This window comes from Pseudaquabacterium terrae, from assembly GCF_013266755.1.
Taxonomy (GTDB): Bacteria; Pseudomonadota; Gammaproteobacteria; order Burkholderiales; family Burkholderiaceae_C; genus Pseudaquabacterium; species Pseudaquabacterium terrae.
Genome location: NZ_JABRWJ010000004.1, coordinates 264,559 through 289,301, shown reverse-complemented (window position 1 = coordinate 289,301; position 24,743 = coordinate 264,559). Strand labels below are relative to the sequence as shown.

The window sequence follows — 24,743 nt, the reverse complement described above, 5'->3', positions numbered from 1 at the left end:
TCAGGCCCACGAGCCTTCGCGGCCGAGCAGGTGGTCGAGCGCGCGCTGCACCTGACGGCGCACGCCGGGCGACGCCAGGTAGCGGTCGTGCAGCACCGGCGAGGCGTCGATGACGACGGTGCCGTCGTCGGGCGGTCGCTCACCGGGCGCGCGGGGCGTGCGGCCGGCCAGCGTCGAGTGCCGCGTGAAGCGGCCATCGCCGGACGCCGGGGGCTGTTGCAGGTCGTCGATCACGCGCCCCGGCACGTCGGCGTCGTCGACGGCCGGCGGACCCCAGACGGCACCGAACAGCCACATGCCGGCCGGCAACCGGGTTGCATCACCGCCGGCGCGCGCCTGAACCGCGTCGGGCAGCAGGTCCGACTGGCCGGGTGGCAGCGCCGGCGTCGGCCAGACCTCCGGGCCGAAGGCGGCGGCGCCGCTGCCCAGGTGTGGGCTGCCGAGCGTCAATGCCTCGACGCGCCAGCCGCGCCGCGCCCAGCGCTGGCGCAGCGCTTCGAGCGCGAAGCGCGCCAGGCAGCCGCCCGTGCCGTGGCCGACGAAGACGATGCGGCTGCCCTTGGCCAGCGGCCCGGTGGGCGCCACGATGCGCGCGTCCAGCGCGTTGGCCAGCGTTTCCAGCTGGTGGTCGAGCGGCCGCCCGCCATCGAGCTCGAAACGCCAGGCGGCCAGCGTGTCGAGCGCCGGCAATCCGGGCCACAGCGCGGCTTCGGGCGCCGGCGATGCGGCCAGCGCCGCGGAGAAGCTGCTGCGCACGCCGCCCGGGCTGTCCGGCAGCAGCACGACATGCTCACGTTCGATGGTGCCGCGGCCGTGGCGCAACGCAGCGCGGCTGGCCGGCCGCAGCCAGGCGCCACGGCGTGCGGCGGCAGCGAGCGTCGCGGCATCGCCTGCGCCGTCCGGAAGGGCCGCGCTCCAGAAGGCCTCGTCGGCGGCGATGCGTGCGCAAAACGCCGGCGCACGTGACGCGGCAGCGCCGGCGAAGCGGTGCAGCAGCGCCTGGCCACCGGCGCGCAGGCGGCTGCCGGCGGGCGGCTGCGGGCGTTCGATGCGCAGCAGCGGCTGGATCAACATCAGCCCGATTCCGCCGCGCAGCCGGCGCTCGACCGACCCGCCCTCGCCCGTGACGGCGAGCGCCCGGCCGCGTTCGACCGTCCACGCCCACGGCGTCACCGCCAGCGCATCGGCGCGCACGCGGCAGCGCCGCCACGACACACCGCCCGGCCCGGGCGCCGGCTCAGCCAGCGCGCCCCAATACATCCGCATGCGCAGCGCCAGCTGCACACGCCCACCGCGGCTGCGCCGCCAGGCCGCCGGCAAGGCCTGCCAACCCGCATCGAGCCAGTCATGCGGGTCGTCCGGCGACCATCCGCCGATGCGCAGGCCGCGCTCACGACGGCGGATCACCGGCAGCGCCCAGGCGCCCGGCAGGCGCACCACCGCATGGCGGCCGTCACGCATCAGCTGGACCTGGCCGGCCTCCGGTTCGTTCTGGCGCGCCTCGAAATGCAGCAGCGAAGCGATTGCCGCGGCATGCGGCGCCAGCGCCGGCCCATACCAGGCAGCCCAGTCGTCGACGAAGCGCTGCGCGAGCGCTGCGGCGTTCAGCGCCGCCGCGTCGCAAAGCCAGACGGTGGCGCCCTCGTCGCCGGCCTCGCCGTCGCCGCCGCGCTCGAGCTCGAAGCTCAGCGCCGCCAGCGCGGAGGTCGCGATCAATCCTCGCGCGGCCGCCAGCCGGCCCCCTGGGGGCCGAGCGTCAGCTGGCCGACCGCCAGCACGGCCTGCGTGCGCGAGGTGACGCCCAACGCCCGCAGCACCGCGGCGACATGATCCTTGACGGTGTCGACGGACAGGCCCAGCTCGCGGGCGATCAGCTTGTTCGGCAGGCCCTTGAGCAGCAGCGTCAGCACATCGGTCTGGCGCGGCGTCAGGCCGAAACTGTCGAAGTTCGGGCGCTTCGGCGGCGCGGCCGATCCGCGCGGCAGCTCGATCGGCCGGTCGGCGGCCGGCGGCACCGGGCTGCCCTGCGGCTCACGCAATTCGACCGGCACACCGGCTTCGGTGTCGCTGGCCGCCGGCGGCTGGCCGGGCTCCGCCTCGCCGGCCGGCCGCATTACCGAGGGCACCGTGTCACCGCTTTCGAAGGCCAGCGGCGGCCGCACCAGCCCGAGCATCACCGGCGGCATGTAGACGCCGCCCGACATCACCATCGCCAGCGCGGCATGCAGCTCCTCGCCGGCGGTGCGCTTGCCGACGAAGCCCATCGCGCCCATGTCGATCGCGCGGATCACGTCGGCCATGCGGTCGGAGTCCGACAGCACGACGACCGGCAGCTCGGGATGGCGCCGGCGCAGCTCGGCCAGCGGCTCGAAGCCGCTCGGCTGCTCGAGCGCCAGGCCGAGCAGCGCCAGGTCGAAGCCGGCATCGCCGCGCAGCACCTGGCGCGCCGCCGCCAGGTCATCGACGCCGACCAGCGTGACGTCGTCGCCGACGCGGCGGATCACGCGCTGCAGGGCCGCCAGGATCAGCGCCTGGTCGTCGATCAACAGCACCTTCATGGCTGCAACCTCGGCTCAGGTGTAGCGCCGCGACACGGCCTCAGCGATGCAGGCCGGCTTGTCGCTGCCCTCGCGCTCGACGCTGACCTCCATCGTCAGCTGCGCGCCACCGTCGATCGGCTCGTAGGCCTTCATCGTGAAGTGCGCCCGCACCCGCGTGCCCGAGGGCACCGGCGCGGTGAAGCGCACGCGGTTCAGGCCGTAGTTGACGCCCATCTGCACGTCCTCGATCAGCATCGCCTTGTCGGCCAGCTCGGGGATCAGCGACAGCGTCAGGAAGCCATGCGCGATCGTCGTGCCGAAGGGGCCGGCGGCCGCGCGCTCGCGGTCGACGTGGATCCACTGGAAATCGCCGGTGGCCTGCGCGAACAGGTCGATGCGGGCCTGGTCGACCAGCACCCAGTCGCTGGAGGCAATGCGTTCGCCGACGCGTTGCGCGAGCGAGGCCAGGGTCGGAATGCGGTTCATCGTTGGATCCATTCGATCAGCGGTTGCCACTGCGCCAGGTCGCGCTCGACGCGGCCGGGCGCGATGTCCCACAGCGACAGGCCGCGTGCGGCGAGGTGCACGTAGTTCTGGGTATCGCGCACGTCGCCGATCAGCGGGTACGGCAGCGTGGCGACGAATTCATGCAGGTGCAGGTTGGCGTGCGTGTGTTCCTTGATGCGCATGCCGACCAGGCCGACGGCGATCGAGTCCGCGCGCGGATGTGCGGCCAGCGCCTTCAGGAAGGCGTGCGTGGCCTGGATGTCGAACAGGCTCGGCTGCAGCGGCACGAGCAGCTTGTCGGCCAGCTTCATCACCGCGTCGAGCCGCTTGCCGCGCAGGCCGGCGGGCGTGTCGAGCACCACGTGCGTCGTGCCTTTCGGCGGCCGCGCCAGATGCTCGGCATCGATCTCCCAGCCGACGATGCGCGGCAGCTGCTCGGGCCGCAGGTCCAGCCACTGGCGCGCCGACTGCTGCCGGTCGGCATCGCCGAGCATCACCGCATGGCCCTGGCGGGCCAGCCAGCCGGCGACATTGGTGGCCAACGTGCTCTTGCCAACGCCACCCTTGGGGTTGGCGACCACGATCACCGGCATGCAAGCTCCTCCGCGATGCACTCAGGATTCCCTGCTATGTTACGAGAGCCCCGGACAAGGCCCGGGATCGCCGCCCTCCCCGCATCCCATGGCCCACATCCTGGTGCTCGTCGCCCACCCTCAGCTCGAACACTCCCGCGTCAGCCGGCAGCTGGCCGAGGCGGCCCGCGCCGCCGCCACGGACGGCTTGTCCGTCGAGGTCCGCGACCTCTACGAGCTGTACCCCGACTACCTGATCGACGCCGCTGCCGAGCAGGCCGCGCTCACCGAACCGCAACTCGTGATCTGGCTGCACCCGATCCACTGGTACGGCATGCCGCCGCTGATGAAGCTGTGGCTCGACGAGGTGTTCGCATTCGGCTGGGCCTACGGCCGCGGCGGCACGCGGCTGGCCGGGCGCGACCTGTGGCTCGTGACCTCCACCGGCGGGCCCGAGCAGTCGTACCGTTCCGACGGCTACAACCGCTACTTCTTCGATTCCTTCATGCCGCCCTACGACCAGACCGCCGCGCTCGCCGGCATGCGCTTCCTGCCGCCCTTCGTGCTGCACGGCGCGCACCGCGCCGACGCGCCGACGATCGCCGATCACGTTGCGACGTTTGCCGCTCGCTTGAGAAGTTATCCGGACTGGCCCGAGCTCGACACGCTCGAAGCCTGCGAGCTGCGCGAAGTGCCGGCGGACGCGCGGCCGGTCTTGGACTGAACCCGCATGGAACATGGCAACTGGCTGTCCACCGGCCTGGTCTACCTGGCCGCCGCGGTGCTCGCGGTGCCGCTGGCGCGGTTGCTCGGGCTGGGTTCGATCATCGGCTACCTGGGCGCCGGCATCGTCATCGGGCCCTGGGGCCTGGCACTGGTGACCGATCCGCAATCGATGCTGCACTTCGCCGAGTTCGGCGTCGTGCTGATGCTCTTCCTGGTCGGGCTGGAGCTGGAACCGCGGCGCCTCTGGGCGCTGCGGCGGCCGATCTTCGGCTGGGGCAGCGCGCAGCTCTTCGGCAGCGCAGCGCTGATCGGGCTGATCGCCTGGGGCGCCGGCATCGACGGCCGCTTGGCCATCGTCGCCGGCCTCGGGCTGGCGATGTCGTCGACGGCGATCGGCCTGGGCGTGCTCGCCGAGCGCAACCTGATGGCCACCGCCGGCGGCCAGGGCGTGCTGTCGACCGCGCTGCTGCAGGACATCGCGGCGATCCCGATCCTGGCCATCGTGCCGCTGCTGGCCATCGGGCCCGGTGACGGCGACGGCATCGACTGGCTCGGCGCCGCGAAGGCCTTCGGCGTCATCGCGCTGATCATCCTCGGCGGGCGTTTGCTGCTGCGGCCGGCGCTGCGCTGGATCGCGCGCAGCAAGACGCCGGAGATCTTCACCGCCGCCGCGCTGCTGCTGGTGGTGGCCACCGCGGCGCTGATGCAGTCGGTCGGGCTGTCGATGGCGCTCGGCGCCTTTCTCGCCGGCGTGCTGCTGGCGGAAAGCGAGTACCGGCGCGAGCTGGAGACCGACCTCGAGCCCTTCAAGGGACTGCTGCTGGGCCTGTTCTTCATCGCCGTGGGCATGAGCATCGATTTTGCCGTCGTGCTGCGCCATCCCGGGCTGATCGCGGCGGTGGTGCTGGGCTTCCTGGCGGTCAAGGCGCTGGTGCTGGCGCTGATCGCGCGGGCGATGCCGCTGGTGCTGGCCGAGCGGCCGGTCTTCGGCATCCTGCTCGCGCAGGGCGGCGAGTTCGGCTTCGTCGTCTTCCAGACCGCGCAGCAGTCGAAGGTGATCGGCGGCGAGCCGGCATCGTTCCTGGTCGCCGCGGTGGCCTTGTCGATGCTGCTGACGCCGCTGCTGCTGGTGGCCACCGACCGCTGGCTGGCGCCGCGGCTCGCCGCGCGCCGCGACGGGCCGCCGCTGGCCGAGCTCGCCGAGCCGCAGCATGCGCCGGTGATCATTGCCGGCTTCGGCCGCTACGGGCAGACGATCGGCCGGCTGCTCTACGCCAACGGGCTCGAAGCCACCGTGCTCGAGCACGATGCCGACCAGGTCGAGACGATCCGCCGCTTCGGCTGGAAGGTGTTCTACGGCGACGCGACGCGGCTCGATCTGCTGCGCACCGCCGGCGCCGACAAGGCCCGGGTCTTCGTGCTGGCGATCGACGACGTCGAGCAGAGCGTGGCGGTCGCGCAGCTGGTGCGCGAGCACTTTCCGCAGCTGGTGATCGTCGCGCGGGCGCGCAACGTGACCCACTTCTACCGGCTGCGCCAGCACGGCGTCACGCTGATCGAACGGGAGACGCTCGATTCGGCGCTGATGAGCGGGCGCAGCGTGCTCGAGTCGCTCGGCTGGCAGCGGCACACCGCGCGCACGATGGCGCTGCGTTTCCGGCGCCACAACGTCGAGCTGGTCGAGCAGATGGCACCGCACCTGGGCGACGAGCAGAAGCTGATCGCGCTGGCCAAGGCCGGCCGGCAGCAGCTGGAGCAGCTGTGGGCGCGCGAGCGCAGCGTGGCCGCCGCGCAGCGCAAGCGCCACGACTGGCACGACACCGCGCAGGAAACGAAAGAGTGATCAGCGCAAGCCGTCCCACAGCAGCTTGAGTCCGGTCAGCAGCATGCCGACACTGAACAGTCGGTAGAACAGCGCCTGCGGAATCACGCGCACCAGCCGCACGCCGACCCAGACACCGATGGGCGCCAGTGGCGCGAGCACCAGCGAAGTCAGCATGTTCGTGCCGTCGATCAGCCCGAGCGCGGCATACGGGATCCACTTGCTGGTGTTGATCGCCGCGAAGAACACCGCCAGCGTCGCGGTGAAGCGGATCGGCGTCAGCTTCAGCGGCAGCAGGTAGAAGCCGATCGGCGGGCCGCCCGCGTGCGCGACGAAGCTGGTGAAGCCGGAGACGGTGGCCGCCATGACGCCGAGCGCGCGCGGCGGCGGCGGCGCATCGGCGCGCGGCGGAAAGAACGTGCGGATCGCCAGGAACACCAGCGTGATCGCGCCGACGATGCCGGCCACGGTCTTTGGCTGCAAGAGCCCGAACGACAGCGTGCCGATCAGCGTGCCCAGCAGACCGGCCGGCAGCAGCAGCTTCAGCAGCGGCCGATCGAACTCGCGCCACAAGGCCTTCAGGCCGAAGCCGTCCATGATCGCCAGCAGCGGCAGCATCACCGCGGCGGCCTGCGGCACCGGCACCGCCAGCGCCATCAGCGGCACCGCCAGCGCGCCGAAGCCGGCGCCGAAGCCGCTCTTGCTGATGCCCATCAGCAGCACGGCGGGCACGGCAACGGCGTAGAAGTTCGGGTCGGTGATCAGGGCTGGCACGGGAGGGGACAATTGTGGGATGTTCCAGCCTTCCCAACACGACGTGCGGCGCTTCTTCTGCGAGGCTTGGCGCAAGGACCGCGCACGTGAGCCGCTGACGCCGATCGAAACGCTGGCCACGGGCTGGATCGCCGAGCATCCGGAATACCACGCCGAGCTCGCCGACCTCGATGCGGCACTGGCCGCCGACTACCGCGTCGAGGACGGCCGCAGCAACCCGTTCCTGCACCTGTCGATGCACCTGTCGATCAGCGAGCAGTGCAGCATCGACCAGCCGGCCGGCATCCGCCAGGCGGTCGAGCTGCTGGCCGCGAAACTGGGCTCGCTGCACGAGGCGCAGCACCAGGCGATGGAGGCGCTCGGCGAGATGATCTGGGCCTCGCAGCGCAGCGGCCGGCCGCCGGACGGGCACGCCTACCTCGACGCCGTGCGGCGACGCGCGACAGGATGAAAAAGGGCGACCCGCGGGTCGCCCTTTCTGCGTGCGCGTTGCGGCTGCTCAGGGGGTCGTCTTGTTGATCGTGACCCAGTGCACTTCGAACCAGTTGTCGGCGCGGTGCACCACGTTGACGTTGCTGCGCGCCGCCCAGGGGATCATCTGGCGGTGCAGCGGCAGCGTGTGCACGTTGTCCTTGTATTCCTTCAGCGCGGCCTTGACCATGCCTTCGCGCTTCTTCGCATCGGTCTCGCTGCTGGTCGCCGCGGCCATCGCGTCGAACTTGTCGTTCTTCGAGCGGCCGTAGTTGTAGAAACCGATGCCCGAGCCATCGGACAGGTTGTTGCGCAGCACCGGCGTCAGCGTCGTTTCCGCGTCGGTGACGGCGCCGCCCCAGCCCAGCATGTACATGCTGGTGTCGAACTTCTCGAGCTTCGGGAAGTAGATGGCACGCGGCATGCCATTGACGCGCACCTTGACCTTCAGCTGCGCCCACATCGAGGCCAGCGCAACGCAGATCTCCTCGTCGTTGATGTAGCGGTTGTTCGGGCAGTCGAGCGTGACCTCGAAGCCGTCGGGATAGCCGGCCTCGGCCATCAGCTGCTTGGCCTTGGCCATGTCGTACGGGAAGCGGCTTTCGATCGCCGGGTCGTTGTAGGCCCCCAGCGGCGACGGCGTCAGGCCGCCGGTCGGCACGCTCTGGTTGTTCATCAGCTTCGACTTCATCGTCTCGATGTCGATCGCGTGATAGAGCGCCTGGCGGACACGGATGTCCTTGAACGGGTTCTTGCCCTTGACGCTGCCGTGCAGCAGCTCGTCGCGGTGCTGGTCCATGCCGATGAAGACGATGCGGTTCTCCGGACCGTCGATCACCTTGACCCCCGGCGTGTTGCGCAGCCGGGCGACGTCGCGCGGCGCCGGATCGAGCACGAAGTCGATCTCGCCGGAGATCAGCGCGGCCAGCCGCGTCGCGTCGTTGGCGATCTGGCTGTAGACGATCTCCTGCACGTTGCCCTCGTGCTTTTGCCACCAGTTCGGGTTGCGCTTGTAGGTCGTCTTGATGCCGGGCTGGCGGCTCACCAGCATGTACGGGCCCGTGCCATTGGCGTTCAGCGACGCGTAGGTCTCTTCCTTGTTCTTGAAGTCCAGCGGCCGCATGACCTTGTGCTTCTCGGACCACGGCTTGCTCAGGATCCACAGCGGCCCGGCCATGTGCTCGAGGAAGATCGGGTTCGCCTTGGCGAGGTGGAATTCCACCGTCAGGTCGTCGATCTTCTTCGGCGTGCCGACGGCCTTGGCGTAGTTGTTGATCTGCGAGGTCGCCGACTGGCCGCGCTCGATCGAATAGACGACGTCGTCGGCGTTGAACGGCGAGCCGTCATGGAACTTGACGCCGGGGCGCAGCTTGAAGCGCCAGACCAGCGGCGCGGTCTGCTGCCACTCGGTGGCCAGCGCGGGCACGATGTTGAGCTTCTTGTCGCGCGCGACCAGGCCTTCGTAGACCTGCCCGTTCATCATGTTGGTCATGGACTCGTTCTGCGAGTGCGGGTCCATGGTCTGCGGGTCGCCCTGGCTGGCCCAGCGCAGGGTTTGTGCCTGGGCCTGGGCCCCGGCGAAGAGGACTGCCGCGGAGAGCAGCCCGAATTGAAGTCGACGGTACATGATCTTTCCCACGATTTCGGGTGAAACGTGGCGGCAGTGTAGGCAAGGCCCATGCCGGGTCTGACGGGGGAAACCCCGTCGGCGAAATCACCCGCAGCGGCAGCGAGGGCTGAGGCTTCAGCGGCCGCGGCGCGCGGCCTTCTCGCCGGCCCACAGCGCGTCGAGCTGCGGGAATTTCCAGCGCTCGGGCGGCTCGCGCTCGACGATGCGATCGTGGCCGCCGGCGCGCGCCAGGTCGATCACCAGCGGCGTGATCGGCATCCCCGAGCGGATCGAGAAGAAGACCTTGACGACCGGCGCGACGAGCGCCAGCGGATTCTGGTCGACCACCACCGCCAGGCGCTGCGATTCCAGCCGCACCAGCGAGCCCACCGGATAGATGCCCAGGCTCTTGACGAAGGCGGCGAACAGGCGGTCGTCGAACTGGCCCTTCCACGAGGCCATGCGGGCGATCGATTCGGCCGGGTCCCAGCCGGCCTTGTAGGACCGGTTCGAGGTCACCGCGTCATAGACATCGCAGACCGCGCCCATGCGTGCCAGCTCGGAGATCGCGTCGCCCGCCAGCGCATGGGGGTAGCCGCGGCCATCGGGCCGTTCATGGTGGTGCAGGCAGACGTCGATGGCCGGCTCGGGCGCACCACGCGCTTCACGCAGCAGCTCGAAGCCGCGCTCCGGATGGGTGCGCACCACCGCGTACTCGGCATCGGTCAGCTTGTCCGGCTTCAGCAGGATCTGCGGCGGCAGCTGCGCCTTGCCCAGGTCGTGCAGCAGCCCGGCCAGGCCGGCGACCCGGCAGCGTTGATCGTCGAAGCCGAGCTGGCGCGCCAGCGCGACCATCAGCGCGCAGACGGCGACCGAGTGCATGTAGGTGTAGTCGTCGCGCGATTTGAGCCGCGCCAGGCTGACCAGCGCGGCAGGATTGCGGAACACCGAGCGGGTGATCTCGTCGACCAGCGGCAGGCAGCGCTCGGTCTCGAGCACGCGGCCCAGTCGCGCCTCGTGGAACATCGAGCTGACGGCCTCGCGCGAGCGATCGCAGATCTCGGCGGCCTGCTGCAGCTCAGCGGCGAGCGGCTGGGGCGTTGCGGTTGGTTCGGATGCCGGGGCGGCATCGACCGGTTGCGGTCGTGTCGGCTGCGGCGGAATCGGCAGGCGGATCGTGCGCTCGCGCGCCGGTGGCGCGGCGGCGACCATCGCCGGTGCGGCCACATCGAGCCCGCGTGCGGTGTCGATCCAGCATTCGCGGATGGGGCTCGCCTGCAGCTGGCGGATCGTCGCCGGATCGTCGATCACGAAGCGGCTGCGCCAGAACGGGTGGTCGAGCCAGGCACCGTCGAGCGCATGCAGGTGCATGCCGACCCGCAAATGAGCGACCGGAATCTTCTTCAGTGGCGAGGTGCTGGCGGGCATGCCCTTCGACGTCCTACGCTGCTTATCGGCGCGGCCAGCCCCGGCTTGAGAGCGTCGAGCACAAATCAAAAGAGCCGCACGCGGCGGCTCTTCGTCTCGACCGGAGGGCCGTTTCAGCGCAGGCGCGACTGCTCGACCGTCTTCAGCTCGCCGGGCAGCGAGGCGAGCCACTTCGAGACCTGCCTCAGCTCGTCATTCGTGAAGTTCAGCTTCTTCTTGCCGTCGGCCTCGACGACGAGCTGGCCGCGCATCACCGCGTTGGCGCGGCCGATGTGCGGATTGCCATCGGTGGCATAACCCTTCAGCGCCGCGTAGAGGTAGTCGGCATGCTGGCCGGCCAGGCGCGGATAGGTGGGGTCCAGCGGCTTGCTGAAGGTCGGGCCGTGGCAGGCGATGCAGGCGGTGAGCTTGTCCTTCAGCGCGTCGGGCAGCTTGGCCTCCGGCAGCTCGGCGGCGCCGGTCTTGCCGTGCTGCTCGTAGTAGGCCGAGAGGTCGGCGATGTCCTGGTCGGTCAGCGACGCGGCGATCGCGCGCATCGACGGGTGCTTGCGGTCACCCTTGCGGTAGGCGTCGAGCGCGGCGCTCAGGTACTTCGCGCCCTGGCCGGAGATCTTCGGCACCTTGTAGACCTCGGGAAAGCTCGCCTGGTAGCCGGTGATGCCATGGCAGCCGATGCACATCGCGGCCTTCTGCGCGCCGCGGCCGGCATCCCCGCCCTTCGCCTCCTGGGCCCGGGTGACGGTGCACACGCCGGCCAGGGCCAACATCAACGGAAGCAGGGTCAGGGCTTTTTTCATCGTGTCGCCAGAATCGGAGATTGGTCTTGCTGAACTTGCGAAAGGACGCCGCGCTGCAGTGAGCGCCGGTCCCCCTCGGTGCAGCCGGCGATTATAGGGGCCGCACTTATACTGGCCCGCACCCTGCCCACCCCCTGGCGCCCCGGGCGCCACGCCCCATGAAGTTCCAAGGAACCGACTCCTACGTCGCCACGCAAGACCTGATGCTGGCGGTCAACGCGGCGATCACGCTGAAGCGGCCGCTGCTCGTCAAGGGCGAGCCCGGCACCGGCAAGACGATGCTGGCCGAAGAGGTCGCCGGCGCGCTCGGCATGCCGCTGCTGCAGTGGCACATCAAGAGCACGACGAAAGCCCAGCAAGGCCTGTACGAGTACGACGCGGTGAGCCGGCTGCGCGACAGCCAGCTCGGTGATGAACGCGTCAAGGACATCCACCACTACATCGTCAAGGGCGTGCTGTGGCAGGCCTTCCTGGCCGAGCAGCCGGTGGCGCTGCTGATCGACGAGATCGACAAGGCCGACATCGAGTTTCCGAACGACCTGCTGCGCGAGCTCGACCGGATGGAGTTCTACGTCTATGAGACGCGCGAGCTGATCAAGGCGAAGCACCGGCCGGTCGTCTTCATCACCTCGAACAACGAGAAGGAGCTGCCCGACGCCTTCCTGCGCCGCTGCTTCTTCCACTACATCAAGTTCCCCGACGCCGACACGATGAAGAGCATCGTCGACGTGCACTTCCCGGGGCTGAAGAAGGAGCTGCTCGGCGCCGCGCTGAAGACCTTCTACGACGTGCGCAACCTGCCCGGCCTGAAGAAGAAGCCGAGCACCTCCGAGCTGCTCGACTGGCTCAAGCTGCTGCTGGCCGAGGACATCCCGCTCGAGGCGCTGCAGAGCAAGGACGAGAAGGTCGCCGTGCCGCCGCTGGTCGGCGCCCTCCTGAAGAACGAGCAGGACGTGACGCTGTTCGAGAAGCTCGTCTTCATGCAGCGCCACAACCGCTGATGCCTAAATTGCCCCCAAGCTCGCTCGCGCTCGCGGCCCCCCGAGGGGGCGCTCAGTGGCTTCGGACGGCCGGGCGCCACTGATGCCTACCCCGCGCGAAGCGCTGACTGAAGGCCTGTCCGACGCCGTCGGCTTCGTGCTCGGCGCACTGGCCGGCTGGCAGCTCGGCCGCTGGCTCGGCTTCGATGCGCTGGCCCCGGGCGACTGGGATGCCAGGGCGGTGGTCGGCGTGGTCTTCGTGATGCTGGGCTGCGGCGCCGGCAAGTGGGCGGCGATGCGCTGGCGCGCGCGCCGCCGTTGACATCCACGAGAGGAATCCCGAGCCGATGGCTTTTCCCGCCCGCCTCGAACCCGTCATGCTGTGGCGCGACCCGGTGCGCCTCGAACCGCTCGGCCTGCAGCACGAAGCCGGCCTGGCCGCCGCGGCGGCCGACGGCGAGCTGTGGAAGCTGCGCATCACCTCGGTGCCGGCGCCACACGAGACCCGCGCCTACATCGAGACCGCGCTCGCGGCGCGCGAGGCCGGCCACCGCTTCGCCTTCGTCGTGCTCGACGCGATAACCGGCGAAGTGATCGGCAGCTCGAGTTACCACGACATCGTGCCGGCGCTCGACCGGCTCGAGATCGGCTACACCTGGTACGCGCTGAGCCGCCAGCGCAGCGCCGTCAACACCACCGCCAAGTGGCTGCTGATGAGCCACGCCTTCGAGACGCTGGGCGCGCAGCTGGTCGGCTGGCGCACCGACAACTACAACTTCGCCAGCCAGCGCGCGATCGAGCGCCTGGGCGCGCGCAAGGACGGCGTGCTGCGCCACCACGCGCTGCGCCGCGACGGCACGGTGCGCGACACGGTGATGTACAGCCTCGCCGCCGGCGAGTGGCCTGAAGTCAAGGCCCACCTGGAGTACCAGCTGACGAAGCCCCGTTGACCACAAGAATTCCTGGAGACCGCATGGCCCGCAAGAAGAAGCCGATCGACGTCGAAGACCTGTGGAAGATGGAGCGGCTGGGCCAGCCCAGCCTGTCGCCCGACGGCGCGCAGGCGGTGGTGGCCGTCAGCCGCTACGCGATGGAGGACAACAAGGGCGCGAGCTCGCTGTGGCTGCTGTCGACGCTGGGCGGCGCGCCGCGCGCGCTGACGCAATGCGGCGACAAGGACGGCCAGCCGCGCTTCTCGCCGCACGGCGAGCGCATCGGCTTCACCGCGCGGCGCGAGCAGCAGGGCAAGAAGGACGAGGAGGCGCAGTTCTACGTCATCGCCCCCGATGGCGGCGAGGCGCGCCGCATCGGCCAGGTGGCCACCGGCGTCGAGACCTTCAAGTGGTGCCCGGACGGCGAGCGCATCGTCTTCGTCTCCTGGGTCTGGCCGGGCCTGAAGGGTGCCAAGGCCCAGGCGCAGGCGCTGAAGGACTTCAAGGAACGCAAGGAGACGGCCTACGTCACCAGCGAGGCCTACTACCGCTACTGGGACCACTTCGTGCCGATGGGCCGCGTCGCCCACCTGCACCTGATGGAGCTGGCCACCGGCCGCGTGCGCGACCTGTTCGAGGGCACGCCCTACGAGCTGGTGCGCGGCGAGCCCGATGGCCAGAGCTTCGACATCTCGCCCGATGGCCGGCGCGTGGTCTTCGCCTACGACCCGGCGCCCGAGAAGCGCACCGACGGCCGCCTCGCGCTGGCCGAAGTCGACCTGCGCAGCGGCCGCGTGCAGACGATCGTGCAGGACCCCGAGTGGGACGTCAACGCGCCGCGCTACAGCCCGGACGGCACGCGCATCGCGTTCATCGCCAGCCACCAGGGCCGCAAGCACACGATGCCGGGGCAGCTGGCGGTCTGGTCGCGCGGCGAAGGCCACGAGATCATCAGCGCCGAATGGGACCACGAGGTGCACGGCCCGCTGCTGTGGGAAGAGGACGGCCTGGCACTGCTGTTCTGCACCGAGCAGCAGGCACGCCGCCACCTGTGGCGCTTCGACCTCGCCGACAAGCGCGCCGAGATCGTCGTCGAGGGCGGCTGGGTCACCGCCTTCGACAAGGCGGCCGGCACGCTGGTCAGCATTGCCGATGCCGCGAACCATCCGTCGCGCATGCACGCGCACCTGCCGGGCGCTGCGCCGCGGCGCATCGAGCGCTTCAACGATGCGCTGCTGGCCGGCCTCGACCTCGGCACGCACGAGGAGACGTGGGTCATCGGCGCGCTCGGCGACAAGGTGCAGGTGTGGCTGTTCTACCCGCCCGGCTTCGATGCGAAGAAGAAGTACCCGCTGCTGCACGTGATCCATGGCGGCCCGCACACGGCGATGGGCGACAACTGGCACTACCGCTGGAACAACCCGACCTTCGCCGCGCAGGGTTACGTGGTCGCGGTCGTCAACTACCACGGCTCGTCGAGCTTCGGCTATGCCTTCCTCGACAGCATCACGCACCGCTGGGGCGAGCTCGAGCTGCAGGACATCGAGGCGGCCACCGACGCGCTGCTGAAGAAGCGCTTCATCGACAAGAAGCGTGTCTTCGCCACCGGCGGCAGCTACGGCGGCTACATGGTGGCGTGGATGAACGGCCACGTGAAGCCGGGGCGCTACGCGGCCTACGTCTGCCACGCCGGCTGCTTCGACTGGACGGCGATGTTCGCCGACGACGCCTGGGCCTGGCACGCCAAGGAACTCGGCGCCTGGTACTGGCAGGACATGGCCAAGATCAACGCGCAGAGCCCGCACGCCTTCGCCGGCGCGATGACCACGCCGACGCTGGTGATGCACGGCGCGCTCGACTACCGCGTGCCGGACCAGCAGGGCCTGGCCTACTTCAACACGCTGAAGGCACGCGGCGTCGATGCGCGGCTGGTCTGGTTCCCGGACGAGAACCACTGGATCCTGAAGCCGCGCAACAGCCGGCTGTGGTACGGCGAGTTCTTCGACTGGCTGAAGAAGCACGACCCGGGCGTGAAGGCCGCCTGAGCGGCGCCTCAGACTACGCCGCCGCCGCGTCGGGGTGGTCTTCCTGGATGCGGACGAAGTCCTCGAGGTGTTCGTTCAGCACGCGCACCAGGCGCGGGTCGAAGCGCGCGCCGCTCTGCCCCTGCACGTAGTCCATCACCTGGTGCATCGGCCAGGCCGCCTTGTGCACGCGCTTGTTCGCCAGGGCGTCGAAGGTATCGGCCAGGCCGACGATGCGGCCGTACAGGTGGATCTGCTCGCCGCGCCGGCCGTCGGGATAACCGCCGCCGTCCCAGCTCTCGTGGTGCTGCTGCGCGATCAGCGCGGCCGCGCGCATCGCGGGGCGCCGTGAACGCGCCAGCAGCCGGTGGCCGATCGTCGTGTGCGTCTTGATGACCTCGAACTGCGCCGCATCGAGCCGGCCCGGCTGGCACAGGATCGCGTCGGGGATCGCGATCTTGCCCAGGTCGTGCATCGGCGCGGCCTGGCGCAGCAGCTGGCATTCGCGCTCGGGCAGCCCGATCAGCTGCCCGAGGCGGCACGAGAACTCGCCGACGCGCACGACGTGCCGGCCGGTGTCGCTCGAGCGCGCCTCGATCAGCTCGCACAGCATGTGGACCAGCTCGAGCTGCGCGTTCGTCAGCTCCTCGTTCAGGTGCACGTTGTCGAAGGCGATGCCGACGTTGCTGGCGAACAGCTGCAGCAGGTCGGCGTCGACGTCGTTGAGCAGCCGGCGCGTGTGCAGGTAGACCAGGTTCTCGGTCAGCGTCGAGCTGCGGAAATAACCGACGAAGTCATTGGCATCGATCAGCGTCTGGCGCGCGTCGCGCGCCTGCAGCAGCCGCCGCACGACGGCGCCCGGCACGGCCTCGGCCATGCGGCGGCCGACGGTGGACTCGTAGACGCCGGTGCCCGCGAGGATGTGGAATTCGGCGTTTTCGGTGTCGGTCTCGCGCTCGGCCGCGAAGCCGGCGGACTTCAGGTGCACGCTGTCGGCGCCCAGGTGCAGCAAGGCGGTGAGCTGCTGCAGCACGCCTTTCGAGAACTGCGCCAGCGACTGCGGCTCGAACAGGTTGCGCGAGGCCTCGATGATCTGCTCCAGCCCGCGCCGGCTGCGCTCGATGACCTGGATGTCGCGGTAGGCGCGCAACGCGGCGATCACCGTCGTCACCAGCTTCTGCGCCGTCAGCTCGGTCTTCTCCTTGTAGTCGTTGATGTCGTAGTTGACGACGACCCAGCTCTCCGGCGCCTGGCCCGGCTGGCCGGTGCGCAGGATGATGCGGATGAACGGATTGCGCAGCACGTCGCGCACGTGGCGCACGACGTCGAGCCCGGCGTTCTCGGTCTCCATCACGACGTCGAGCAGCAGGATCGCGGCATCCGGATGCTCGGCCACCAGCCGGCGCGTCGCCTCGCCCGAATGCGCGCTCAGGAAGTGCAGGTAACGGCCCTCGAAGCGGAAGTCGCGCAGCACCATCTTCGAGATGCCGTGCACCGCGTCGTCGTCGTCGGCGATGATGATCTTCCACGGCGTCGCGCCGCCGTGCTGCGCCGGCTCCGGCACATCGTCCAGCGGCACGAAGGGCTGCGTCGCATCGAACGGCATGCTGCCGGTGGGTTCATGCCGGATGGTCATGGATTCGCTCCTGCGGCGGAGGTCGTCGCGGGCCGGTCGGCCGCGACGTCGTCGCCGGTGATGTCGATCGGAATCTCGATGCGGTAGCTGACGCCTTCACCCGGTGCACTGTGGCCCTCGATGCGGCCATGCAGTGTCCGCGTGATCACGTTGTACACGACGTGCAGGCCGAGCCCGCTGCCGCCCTGGCCGCGCCGCGTCGTGAAGAACGGGTCGAACATGCGCCGCACGTGTTCCGCCGGCATGCCCTGGCCGTCGTCGCGGTAGGTCAGCACGACCTGCCCCGGCGCCTGCGTCACGTCGAGCTCGATGCGGCCGGCGCTGCGGCCGTCGAAGCCGTGGATCAGCGAGTTCATCACCAGGTTGGTCAGCACCTGCGAGTAGGCGCCGGGATAGCTCAGCAGCTCGATGTCCGGCGGGCAGCGCACCTCGATGCGGAAGGGCGTGCGCTTGAGTTTCGGCTGCAGGCTGCGCACCACGTCCTCCAGGTAGGCGCCGAGGTTGAAGCGGCGCCGCTGCTCGCTCGACTGGTCGACCGCCACGAGCTTGAAGCTGCGCACCAGCTCGGCGGCGCGGCGCAGGTTGCTGGCGATCGAGCTGCTGGCCTCGGCGCCGGCGCGCAGCAGCTGGTCGACGTCGCCGCGGCGCACATGGCCGGCGGCATACAGCTGCTCGAACTGGCGCACCTGCTCCTCGAGATAGGTCGCCGCCGTCAGCCCGAGGCCGACCGGCGTGTTGATCTCGTGCGCGACGCCGGCCACCAGCGAGCCCAGCGCGGCCAGGCGTTCCGAGTGCAGCAGCTCGTCCTGCGCGCGCACCAGCTGCGTGACGTCGGCGGTGGTGCCGCGGTAGCCGGCGAAGCAGCCGTCGGCATCGTTGAACGGCTTGCCGCTGATGCGCAGGTGCAGCGTGCTGCCGTCGCGGCTCTTCACCGAGGCTTCGAGCCCGCGGAAGGCGCGCCGCTGCTGCACCGCGCTGCGGTAGGGCTGCGTGCGCTGCCCGTCGCCGTCGGCGCGGGCCAGCGCCCAGAAGTCGCGCCCCATCACCTGCGCCGGCGTCATGCCGGTGTCCTCGTAGTAGCGGTCGGAGACGAAGGTCAGCTTCAGCTCGGCATCGGTTTCCCAGAACCAGTCGGAGGCCGACTCGGCGAAGTCGCGGAAGCGCGCCTGGCTGCCGCGCAGCTCGGCGGTGCGCTCCTCGACGCGCTGCTCCAGCTCGTCGTAGGCGCGGCGCAGCGCCTGCTCGGCGCGCTTGCGCTCGGTGATGTCGGTGATCGTCGAGATGAAGCCGCCATTGGCCAGCGGCTTGCCGTGGACCTCGATCACCGTGCCGTTCGGCCGCTCGCGCTCGAACACGTGCGACTGGTGCATCAGCGCGACGCGCTCGGCGACGTAAGCCTCGACATCGTCGGTGCCGTACTCGCCGCGCTCGGCGTTGAAGCGGATGATGTCCTCGAAGCGGATGCCCACGGCGCCGAAGCGCGGCGGCAGGTCCAGCAGCTCGAGCAGGCGCTGGTTCCACACCACCAGCCGCAGCTCGGCATCGAACATGTTGATGCCCTGCGAGACGTTCTCGATCGTCTCGCGCAACAACTCCCAATTGGTCTGGATCGCCTGCGAGGCCTCGGACAGCATCTGGATCACGCCGTCGAGGCTCGCCTGACGCTCGCGAATCGCCGATGCGACGACCACGCGCGCCAGCGCCGAGCCGATCGCGCCGGCCAGCAGCCGCTCGCTGAAGTTCACCGTCTCGACGTCCGCGCGCTGCGCCGGATCGGCCGCGCGCCGGCGCTGCGCGGCAAAGCCGGCATAGGCCTGCTGCACGCGCGGCGCTTCGACGAAGCGGCTCGCCAGCGTCATCAGCTCGCCTTCGGTCACCGGCGCCGACCAGCTGCGCGGCAGCACCGGTGCGGCGTGCGCGAAGACATCGACGAAGGCCTGCGCCTGCGCGCGTTCGACCAAGTCGGTGCCGGCGCGCAGCGACACCAGCACGTAGGCGCCGACGTTCGCGGCCATGCTCCACAGCAGGCTGTGGCTGATCTCGTCGAGCCCGCCGAGTCCGAACAGCGCCTGCGGTTTCAGCCACGCCAGGCCGAAGAGGCCCTGCTGGACGAAGCCGGCATCGAGCCAGCCCGAGCGCGCGAACGATGGCAGCAGCAGGGTGTAGGTCCAGACTGCGAACCCGGCGACCAAGCCGGCCAGCGCGCCCTGGCGCTTGCCGTCCTTCCAGTACAGCCCGATCACCAGCGCCGGCGCGAACTGCGCGGCGGCGGCGAAGGACACCAGACCGATGCTGACCAGCGCGTACGAGTCGCCGACGCCGCGCACGTAGGCGTAACCCAGCAGGAGCACGAAGACGATCGCCGCGCGGCGGATCGCCTTGACGCGCGGCCCGAGGTCGCCGGCGCCCCGCATCGCCGCGCCGCGCAGCGCCAGCGGCATCACCAGGTCGTTGCAGATCATCGTCGCCAGCGCGATGGTCTCGACGATGATCATCCCGGTGGCCGCCGACAGACCGCCGATGAAGGCCAGCAGCGCCAGCACGCGCTGCTCGCCGGCGATCGGCAGGGTCAGCACGAAGGTATCGGCGCTGACGCGGCCGGGCTCGAAGCTCAGCAGCCCGGCGAGTGCGATCGGCAGCACGAACAGGTTGATCAGCACCAGGTACAGCGGGAAGGTCCAGCGCGCCCGCGCGAGGTGGCGCTCGTCGGTGTTCTCGACCACCGTGACCTGGAACTGCCGCGGCAGGCAGATGATCGCCATCGCCGCGAGCCCGGTGAGCGCCCAGAAGCGCCCGCTGCCGAGCGCCGCGCCGAAGTCCAGCAGCGGCGCCAGCCGCTCGCTCGCGGCGGCGCGCGTGAACAGCTCCTCCAGGCCGCCGAACAGGCCGAACGTGACGTACAGCCCGACCGCCAGGAAGGCCAGCAGCTTGACCAGCGACTCCAGCGCGACCGCCCCGACCATGCCGCGGTGCTGTTCGGTGGCATCGACCTGGCGCGTGCCGAAGACGATCACGAACAAGGCCATCAGCAGCGCGACGTAGAGCGCGGTGTCCTCGAGCAGCGGCGTCTGCGCCAGCGCCGGCGGCGCTGCGACCGACGGATAGCGGCGCAGGATCTCGAAACTCGACGACACCGCCTTCAGCTGCAGCGAGATGTACGGCGTGATGCCGATCACCGCGATCACCGTGACGATGCCGGCCAGCGCCTGGTCCTTGCCGTAGCGTGCCGAGATGAAGTCGGCGATCGTCGTGATGTGCTGGGCCTTGGCGATGCGCACGATCTTGCGCAGCAGCGGCTGGCCGAAGACGAAGACCAGGATCGGGCCGATGTAGATCGGCAGGAAGCCGATGCCGTCGGCCGCCGAGCGGCCGACGCTGCCGTAGAAGGTCCACGAGGTGCAGTAGACGGCGATCGACAACGCGTAGATCCACGCGGCGCCGGCGCCGCCGCTGGCAGCACGGCGCTCGGGCCGGTCGATCGCATGCGCGACTGCGAACAGCAGGTACAGGTAAGCCGCGCCGACCGCGGCCACGAAGACACCGCCCATGGGGCTCCAGCTCGGTTGCACGGCGCCGGCGGCGCCGCACTGCGCCGTGGCCGTTGCAGTCTGCGCCGCGGGCGGCGGCCGCGCAACACCGGGCTTGCCGGGGGGTGCGTGCTACGGGAGGTCAGTCGCCGACGATGCGGCGTTCCCTGATGATGGCGCCGAAGCGCAACGAATCCTCGGCCGCCTTGGTCTGGAACTGCGCCGGCGTCATCGGCGCCGGCTCGCCGCCGAGGGCGGCGATGCGCTCCTTGACCGCGGCCGTGCCGAGGATGCGGTTGACCTCCTGGTTCAGCCGCGCGACCACCTCGGCCGGCGTGCCGGCGGGCGCGTAGAAGCCGAACACCGTGTCGGCATCGAAGCCCTTCAGGCCGACCTCGTCGAGTGTCGGCACGTCGGGAAACAGCGGCGAGCGCTTCAGGCTGCCGACGGCCAGCAAACGCAGGCGCCCGGCCTTGACATGCGGCAATCCGATGCCGGGGTCGAACAGGAAGTCGAGCTGCCCGCCGAGCAGGTCGGTCAGCGCCGGCGCCGCGCCGCGGTACGGCACGTGCACCGCGAACACCCCCGCCTGCGACTTCATCATCTCGGCCGCCAGGTGCGGCGAGCTGCCGTTGCCCGGCGAGCCGAAGCTGCGCTTGCCCGGATTAAGCTTCAGATCGGCGAGGAAAGCCCGCGCGTCACGCGCCGGGTACTCCGGCTTGACGACCAGGAACACCAGCACGCGCGCCGCCGCGGCCACCGGCTGCAGGTCCTTCGCCGGGTTGAACGACATCTTCGGATAGATGTGCGGGTTCACCGACACCATGCCGCCCGAGCTCATCAGCAGCGTGTAGCCGTCGGGCGCGGCCTTGGCGACCGCATCGCCGCCCAGGTTGCCGCCCGAGCCGGCGCGGTTCTCGACCACCACCGGCTGGCCCAGCGCTTCCTGCAGCGGCTGCGCGATGACACGTGCGATCTGGTCGGCGGCGCCGCCGGGCGGGAAGTTGACGATGACTCGCAGCGGCTTGCTCGGCCAGGCCTGCGCGGCGGCGACGCCCGGGAACGCGGCGGTGGCGGCGAGCAGCAGCTCGCGGCGGGTCGGATGGCGGCGCATGGCGTGTCTCCTCAGGCGACTTCGATGTCGATCAGCGTCGGCCGCGGTGCGGCCAGCGCCGCGCGCAGCACCTCGGCCAGGCTGGCCGCGTCTTTCACGCGTTGGGCTTCGCAGCCCTGCGCGCGGGCCAGGCCGACGAAGTCGATGTCCGGCAGCGCGGTGCCGGGCACCGGCTCGTCGCGCGCGAAGCCGAACACCGGCGCGAAGTCCTGCAGCGCGGCATAACGCCCGTTGTTCAGGATCAGGAAGGTCATCGGCAGCTGCAACTGCGCCGCGCTCCACAGCGCCTGGATCGCGTACAGGCTCGAGCCGTCGCCGATCAGTGCGATGACCTTGGCCTGCGGCCGCGCCAGCGCAATGCCGACCGCCGCCGGCAGCCCCCAGCCGAGGCCGCCGCTGCACATCGTGTAGAAGGTCTCGCTGCAGGTGAACGGCAGGTGGCGCTGCATCACCGTCCGCGCGCTCGGCGCCTCTTCGACGACGATGCTCGCGGGATCGCGCAGCGCGGCCAGCGTCTGCAGCACGAAGGCGACCGACAGGCGCTCGCCGGGCGGCGGCGGCGCGATGTGCGGCGCAGCCGAGCGCAGCGGCGGCGCGTCACGAGGCGGCGGCGCGGGCCGCTCCAGCAGCTCGGCCAGCGCCGGCTGCAGGCCACCGACCAGCGCCGTGCCCACCGGCGCCCAGGCGGCGATCGTCGGGTCCTCGGTCAGCAGCCACAGCGAAGCAGCTTCGGGCAGGTGCGGACCGAACCCTTCGACGTGGTAGGTGAACACCGGTGCCCCGATCGACAGCACCAGGTCGTGTCCCGCCAGCAGCTCGACGATGCGCTCGCGCAGCGGCGGCAGGAAGCCGGCGAACAGCGCATGGTCCTCGGGAAAGCCGCAGCGCCCGGACATCGGCGCCGCGAAGACGCGTGCCCGGTGGCGCTCGGCCAACGCGACCACCGGGTCCCACGCGCCGCCGCGGTCGACCGCCGCGCCGATCACGAAGACTGGCCGCGTGCACGCGTCGAGCGCCGCACCCAGCTGCGCGAGCAGCGCCGCATCGGGGCGCGTCGTCTGCGCGACGCGGCGTACCACGACGGGCGCGGCCGGCCGGTCCCAGTCGTCGGCCGGGATCGACACCAGCACCGGCCCGCGCGGCTCCTGCATCGCGACGTGGTAGCCGCGCTCGAGCGCCAGCGGCACGTCCTCGGCGCGCGCCGGCTCGCAGCTCCACTTGACGTAGGGCTTGGGCAGCTCGGTGGCCTGCGCCGAGTACAGGAAGGGCTCGAAGGGCAGCATCGAGCGCGCCTGCTGGCCGGCGGTGACCACGAGCGGCGTGCGGTTCTTGTGCGCCGTGAACAGGTTGCCCATCGCATGGCCGACGCCGGCGGCCGAATGCAGGTTGACGAAGGCCGCGTTGCGCGTCGCCTGCGCGAACCCATCGGCCATCCCGACGACGACCGACTCCTGCAGCCCGAGCACATAGCGGAAGTCGGGCGGGAAATTCCGCACCAGCGGCAGCTCGGTCGAGCCGGGATTGCCGAAGATCGTCGTGATGCCGTGCGCGCGCAGCAGCGCGAGCACGGCGTCGCGCACCGTGGGACCGGACATCGGCGTGTCTCCTTCGTCGAGATGGAACCGACGCAGTATCGGCAGCCCGGCGTTGCGATGGAATTGGTGCTGACGCCCATCTGCCAGCAAGGGCGGACTCAGCGAGATCAGGCCGCCAGGGTGCCCTGTTGCGCTCGTGTCCCCCGGTCGCTCCGCTCCCTCCTCCTCTTACCTCGCTCCACAGGGCACCCTGCCGTCCTGATCCGGCACGGCCCTGGAATTGATTCTTCGCACGCCACCGCGGTGCCGTTGCCAAGGACATGGGGTACCCGCTGCAGCGAGGTAAGAGGAGGAGGGAGCGGAGCGACCGGGGGACACGAGCGGCAGTGGGTACCCCATGTCCTTGGCTCGCTCTGTCTGCGCATGCGCGGTACGGCGCCAAACGACCGCACTGGGCCCATGACGCTCAAGATGCTAGCTTGCCAAACGAGCGACCACCGTCCGGTTGCGGCCGGTGTTCTTGGCCTGGTAGAGCGCATGGTCGGCGCGTTCGAGCACGTGTGCCGGCGACTCGTCGGCATCGTTGCAGAGCGCGGCGCCGATCGACACCGTCAGCTTGATCTGCTTGCCGCGCCAGGTCGTCTCGGCATCGCACAGCAGCTGGCGCAGCCGTTCGGCGGCGCGCCGCACGGCCATCTGCTCGGTGCGCGGCAGCAGCACGCCGAACTCCTCGCCGCCGAGGCGCCCGACGACGTCGACATCCCGCGCCGAGGCCAGCAGCACCTGCGCGGCGGTCAGCAGCACCGCATCGCCGGCGGCATGGCCCATCGTGTCGTTGATCTTCTTGAAGTGATCGATGTCGATCATCAGCACGCCGAAGGGCTCGTTGAAGCGGCCGAGCCAGCGGTGCTGGGCCTCGAGCTGGCGGTTCCACTCGGCGCGGTTGTACAGGCCCGTCAACGCGTCGCGCTGCGACAGGTGCCGCAACCGCCGCACCAGCCGCATGAGCACCATCAGCGCCAGGTGGCCGTGCAGCAGCAGCGTCAGCAACAGGATCAGCAGCGCCGAGGCGATGTTCAGCGGCGTGTCGGCCGGCAAGGCATGCAGCGCCGGTCCGCCCGGCACCAAGCCGATCAGCCCGCGCAGCAGGAACAACGCCACGCCGGCAACCTGCGGCGAGACCAGCAGGAAAGCGCGGCGCTCGCCGAACTCGCGCTTCAGCGCCGGGTAGCTCTGCAGCGCGCAACGCATCAGCACCCAGGCCATCGCGACGCAGACGGCCATCACCCGCGCCGGCCCGGCGAAAGGCTCGGGCAGCAGCGCGCAGCCGAGCTGCGCCGCCAGCGTCAGCCCGACCACCGCGGCGCACTCCTTGTCGCGCAGCGGCTGGCGCAGGAAGTGCAACAGTCCGCGCCGGATTCCCAGCAGCGCGACCACGCTCAGGGTATTGCCCAGCACCACCGCGGCCCAGTCCGGCGCCCAGCCGCGCATCAGCAGCAGCGCCAGTGCGGCGGCGCCGATCAGCGCCGAAGCGCTCCAATGCCGCGCCGAGCGGCGCGACAGATCGAGCGCCCGCGCCGCGATCAACCAGCCGGCCGCCAGCCCGCCCTGCAGCAGCAGCAGCGTGAGCATCGTGAGGGCGACGTTTCCCAGCATCGACGGCTCTTCGACAGTGGCCGCTCACAACTTGAGACAAGTAGAAGTGACTCGGCATGGAACATGCCATCCCGCCCGTCCCTGCCGTGAACT

General features: G+C 70.4%; 20 protein-coding genes. 7 read left to right on the top strand and 13 right to left on the bottom strand.

The window, feature by feature from the left end:
* From HLB44_RS13940 to HLB44_RS13925, 4 genes are read right to left on the bottom strand one after another with little or no spacing between them, the layout of a single operon-like run.
* Window positions 1–1,716: an alpha/beta hydrolase family protein gene (locus HLB44_RS13940; protein ID WP_173123422.1), complete on the bottom strand. Its 1,716-nt coding sequence runs from the start codon at window positions 1,714–1,716 to the stop codon at window positions 1–3.
* Window positions 1,713–2,558, bottom strand: coding sequence for a response regulator (locus HLB44_RS13935; protein ID WP_173123420.1), 846 nt, complete (start codon window positions 2,556–2,558; stop codon window positions 1,713–1,715). Before HLB44_RS13935 ends, HLB44_RS13940 begins: the two co-directional genes overlap by 4 nt.
* Before the next feature lie 15 nt (window positions 2,559–2,573).
* A complete protein-coding gene (locus tag HLB44_RS13930; RefSeq protein WP_173123418.1) occupies window positions 2,574–3,026 on the bottom strand; it encodes a MaoC family dehydratase in 453 nt (150 codons plus the stop codon).
* The gene (locus tag HLB44_RS13925) at window positions 3,023–3,640 is read right to left on the bottom strand and encodes a ParA family protein (RefSeq protein ID WP_173123416.1); all 618 of its coding nucleotides are present in this window, start codon (window positions 3,638–3,640) and stop codon (window positions 3,023–3,025) included. Before HLB44_RS13925 ends, HLB44_RS13930 begins: the two co-directional genes overlap by 4 nt.
* An 88-nt stretch (window positions 3,641–3,728) precedes the next feature.
* Between HLB44_RS13925 and kefF the strand changes: the two genes are divergently transcribed.
* Both kefF and kefC read left to right on the top strand, forming a co-directional pair.
* Window positions 3,729–4,343 (top strand): glutathione-regulated potassium-efflux system oxidoreductase KefF, encoded by a 615-nt coding sequence (gene kefF / locus HLB44_RS13920; protein ID WP_173123414.1) that lies wholly within the window; start codon window positions 3,729–3,731, stop codon window positions 4,341–4,343.
* 6 nt (window positions 4,344–4,349) lie between these two features.
* Window positions 4,350–6,188 (top strand): glutathione-regulated potassium-efflux system protein KefC, encoded by a 1,839-nt coding sequence (kefC, locus tag HLB44_RS13915; RefSeq protein ID WP_173123412.1) that lies wholly within the window; start codon window positions 4,350–4,352, stop codon window positions 6,186–6,188.
* On the opposite strand, the gene HLB44_RS13910 is transcribed toward kefC, so the two are convergent.
* Window positions 6,189–6,932 (bottom strand): sulfite exporter TauE/SafE family protein, encoded by a 744-nt coding sequence (locus HLB44_RS13910; RefSeq protein WP_425500809.1) that lies wholly within the window; start codon window positions 6,930–6,932, stop codon window positions 6,189–6,191.
* Window positions 6,933–6,960: 28 nt separating this feature from the next.
* Here HLB44_RS13910 and HLB44_RS13905 point away from each other — a divergent pair, with 28 nt between their 5' ends.
* Entirely contained in the window at window positions 6,961–7,392 is a 432-nt protein-coding gene (locus HLB44_RS13905) for a DUF1841 family protein (protein WP_173123410.1), read from the top strand.
* 48 nt (window positions 7,393–7,440) lie between these two features.
* Here the strand turns inward: HLB44_RS13905 and HLB44_RS13900 are convergent, their stop codons facing one another.
* The 3 genes from HLB44_RS13900 to HLB44_RS13890 form a co-directional block, all read right to left on the bottom strand.
* The gene (locus HLB44_RS13900) at window positions 7,441–9,039 is read right to left on the bottom strand and encodes an ABC transporter substrate-binding protein (RefSeq protein ID WP_173123408.1); all 1,599 of its coding nucleotides are present in this window, start codon (window positions 9,037–9,039) and stop codon (window positions 7,441–7,443) included.
* Between the two features lie 117 nt (window positions 9,040–9,156).
* Window positions 9,157–10,449 carry a cyclic di-GMP phosphodiesterase gene (locus tag HLB44_RS13895; RefSeq protein WP_173123406.1) on the bottom strand — a complete coding sequence of 431 codons (1,293 nt, stop codon included), beginning with the start codon at window positions 10,447–10,449 and terminating at the stop codon, window positions 9,157–9,159.
* 113 nt (window positions 10,450–10,562) lie between these two features.
* Window positions 10,563–11,246 carry a c-type cytochrome gene (locus HLB44_RS13890; RefSeq protein ID WP_173123404.1) on the bottom strand — a complete coding sequence of 228 codons (684 nt, stop codon included), beginning with the start codon at window positions 11,244–11,246 and terminating at the stop codon, window positions 10,563–10,565.
* 158 nt (window positions 11,247–11,404) lie between these two features.
* On the opposite strand from HLB44_RS13890, the gene HLB44_RS13885 reads away from it, so the two are divergent.
* The 4 genes from HLB44_RS13885 (at window position 11,405) to HLB44_RS13870 (ending at window position 15,203) form a co-directional block, all read left to right on the top strand.
* Complete coding sequence (locus tag HLB44_RS13885) at window positions 11,405–12,247, top strand: AAA family ATPase (RefSeq protein ID WP_173123402.1); 843 nt, start codon at window positions 11,405–11,407, stop codon at window positions 12,245–12,247.
* Between the two features lie 82 nt (window positions 12,248–12,329).
* Window positions 12,330–12,548 (top strand): hypothetical protein, encoded by a 219-nt coding sequence (locus tag HLB44_RS13880; protein WP_173123400.1) that lies wholly within the window; start codon window positions 12,330–12,332, stop codon window positions 12,546–12,548.
* A gap of 25 nt (window positions 12,549–12,573) precedes the next feature.
* Window positions 12,574–13,176, top strand: a complete 603-nt coding sequence (locus HLB44_RS13875; protein ID WP_173123398.1) for a GNAT family N-acetyltransferase — start codon at window positions 12,574–12,576, stop codon at window positions 13,174–13,176.
* 23 nt (window positions 13,177–13,199) lie between these two features.
* Window positions 13,200–15,203: a S9 family peptidase gene (locus HLB44_RS13870; RefSeq protein WP_173123396.1), complete on the top strand. Its 2,004-nt coding sequence runs from the start codon at window positions 13,200–13,202 to the stop codon at window positions 15,201–15,203.
* 13 nt (window positions 15,204–15,216) lie between these two features.
* Here the strand turns inward: HLB44_RS13870 and HLB44_RS13865 are convergent, their stop codons facing one another.
* The 5 genes from HLB44_RS13865 to HLB44_RS13845 form a co-directional block, all read right to left on the bottom strand.
* Window positions 15,217–16,818, bottom strand: a complete 1,602-nt coding sequence (locus tag HLB44_RS13865) for a DUF3369 domain-containing protein (protein ID WP_173123394.1) — start codon at window positions 16,816–16,818, stop codon at window positions 15,217–15,219.
* On the bottom strand, window positions 16,815–20,366 hold the full coding sequence (locus HLB44_RS13860) for a PAS-domain containing protein (RefSeq protein WP_173123392.1): 3,552 nt from the start codon (window positions 20,364–20,366) through the stop codon (window positions 16,815–16,817). Before HLB44_RS13860 ends, HLB44_RS13865 begins: the two co-directional genes overlap by 4 nt.
* Window positions 20,367–20,487: 121 nt before the next feature.
* Complete coding sequence (locus tag HLB44_RS13855) at window positions 20,488–21,459, bottom strand: Bug family tripartite tricarboxylate transporter substrate binding protein (protein ID WP_173123390.1); 972 nt, start codon at window positions 21,457–21,459, stop codon at window positions 20,488–20,490.
* An 11-nt stretch (window positions 21,460–21,470) separates the two neighbouring features.
* Window positions 21,471–23,054 carry a benzoylformate decarboxylase gene (gene mdlC, locus HLB44_RS13850; RefSeq protein ID WP_173123388.1) on the bottom strand — a complete coding sequence of 528 codons (1,584 nt, stop codon included), beginning with the start codon at window positions 23,052–23,054 and terminating at the stop codon, window positions 21,471–21,473.
* 414 nt (window positions 23,055–23,468) lie between these two features.
* Window positions 23,469–24,650, bottom strand: coding sequence for a GGDEF domain-containing protein (locus HLB44_RS13845; RefSeq protein ID WP_173123386.1), 1,182 nt, complete (start codon window positions 24,648–24,650; stop codon window positions 23,469–23,471).
* Window positions 24,651–24,743: the final 93 nt, after the last annotated feature.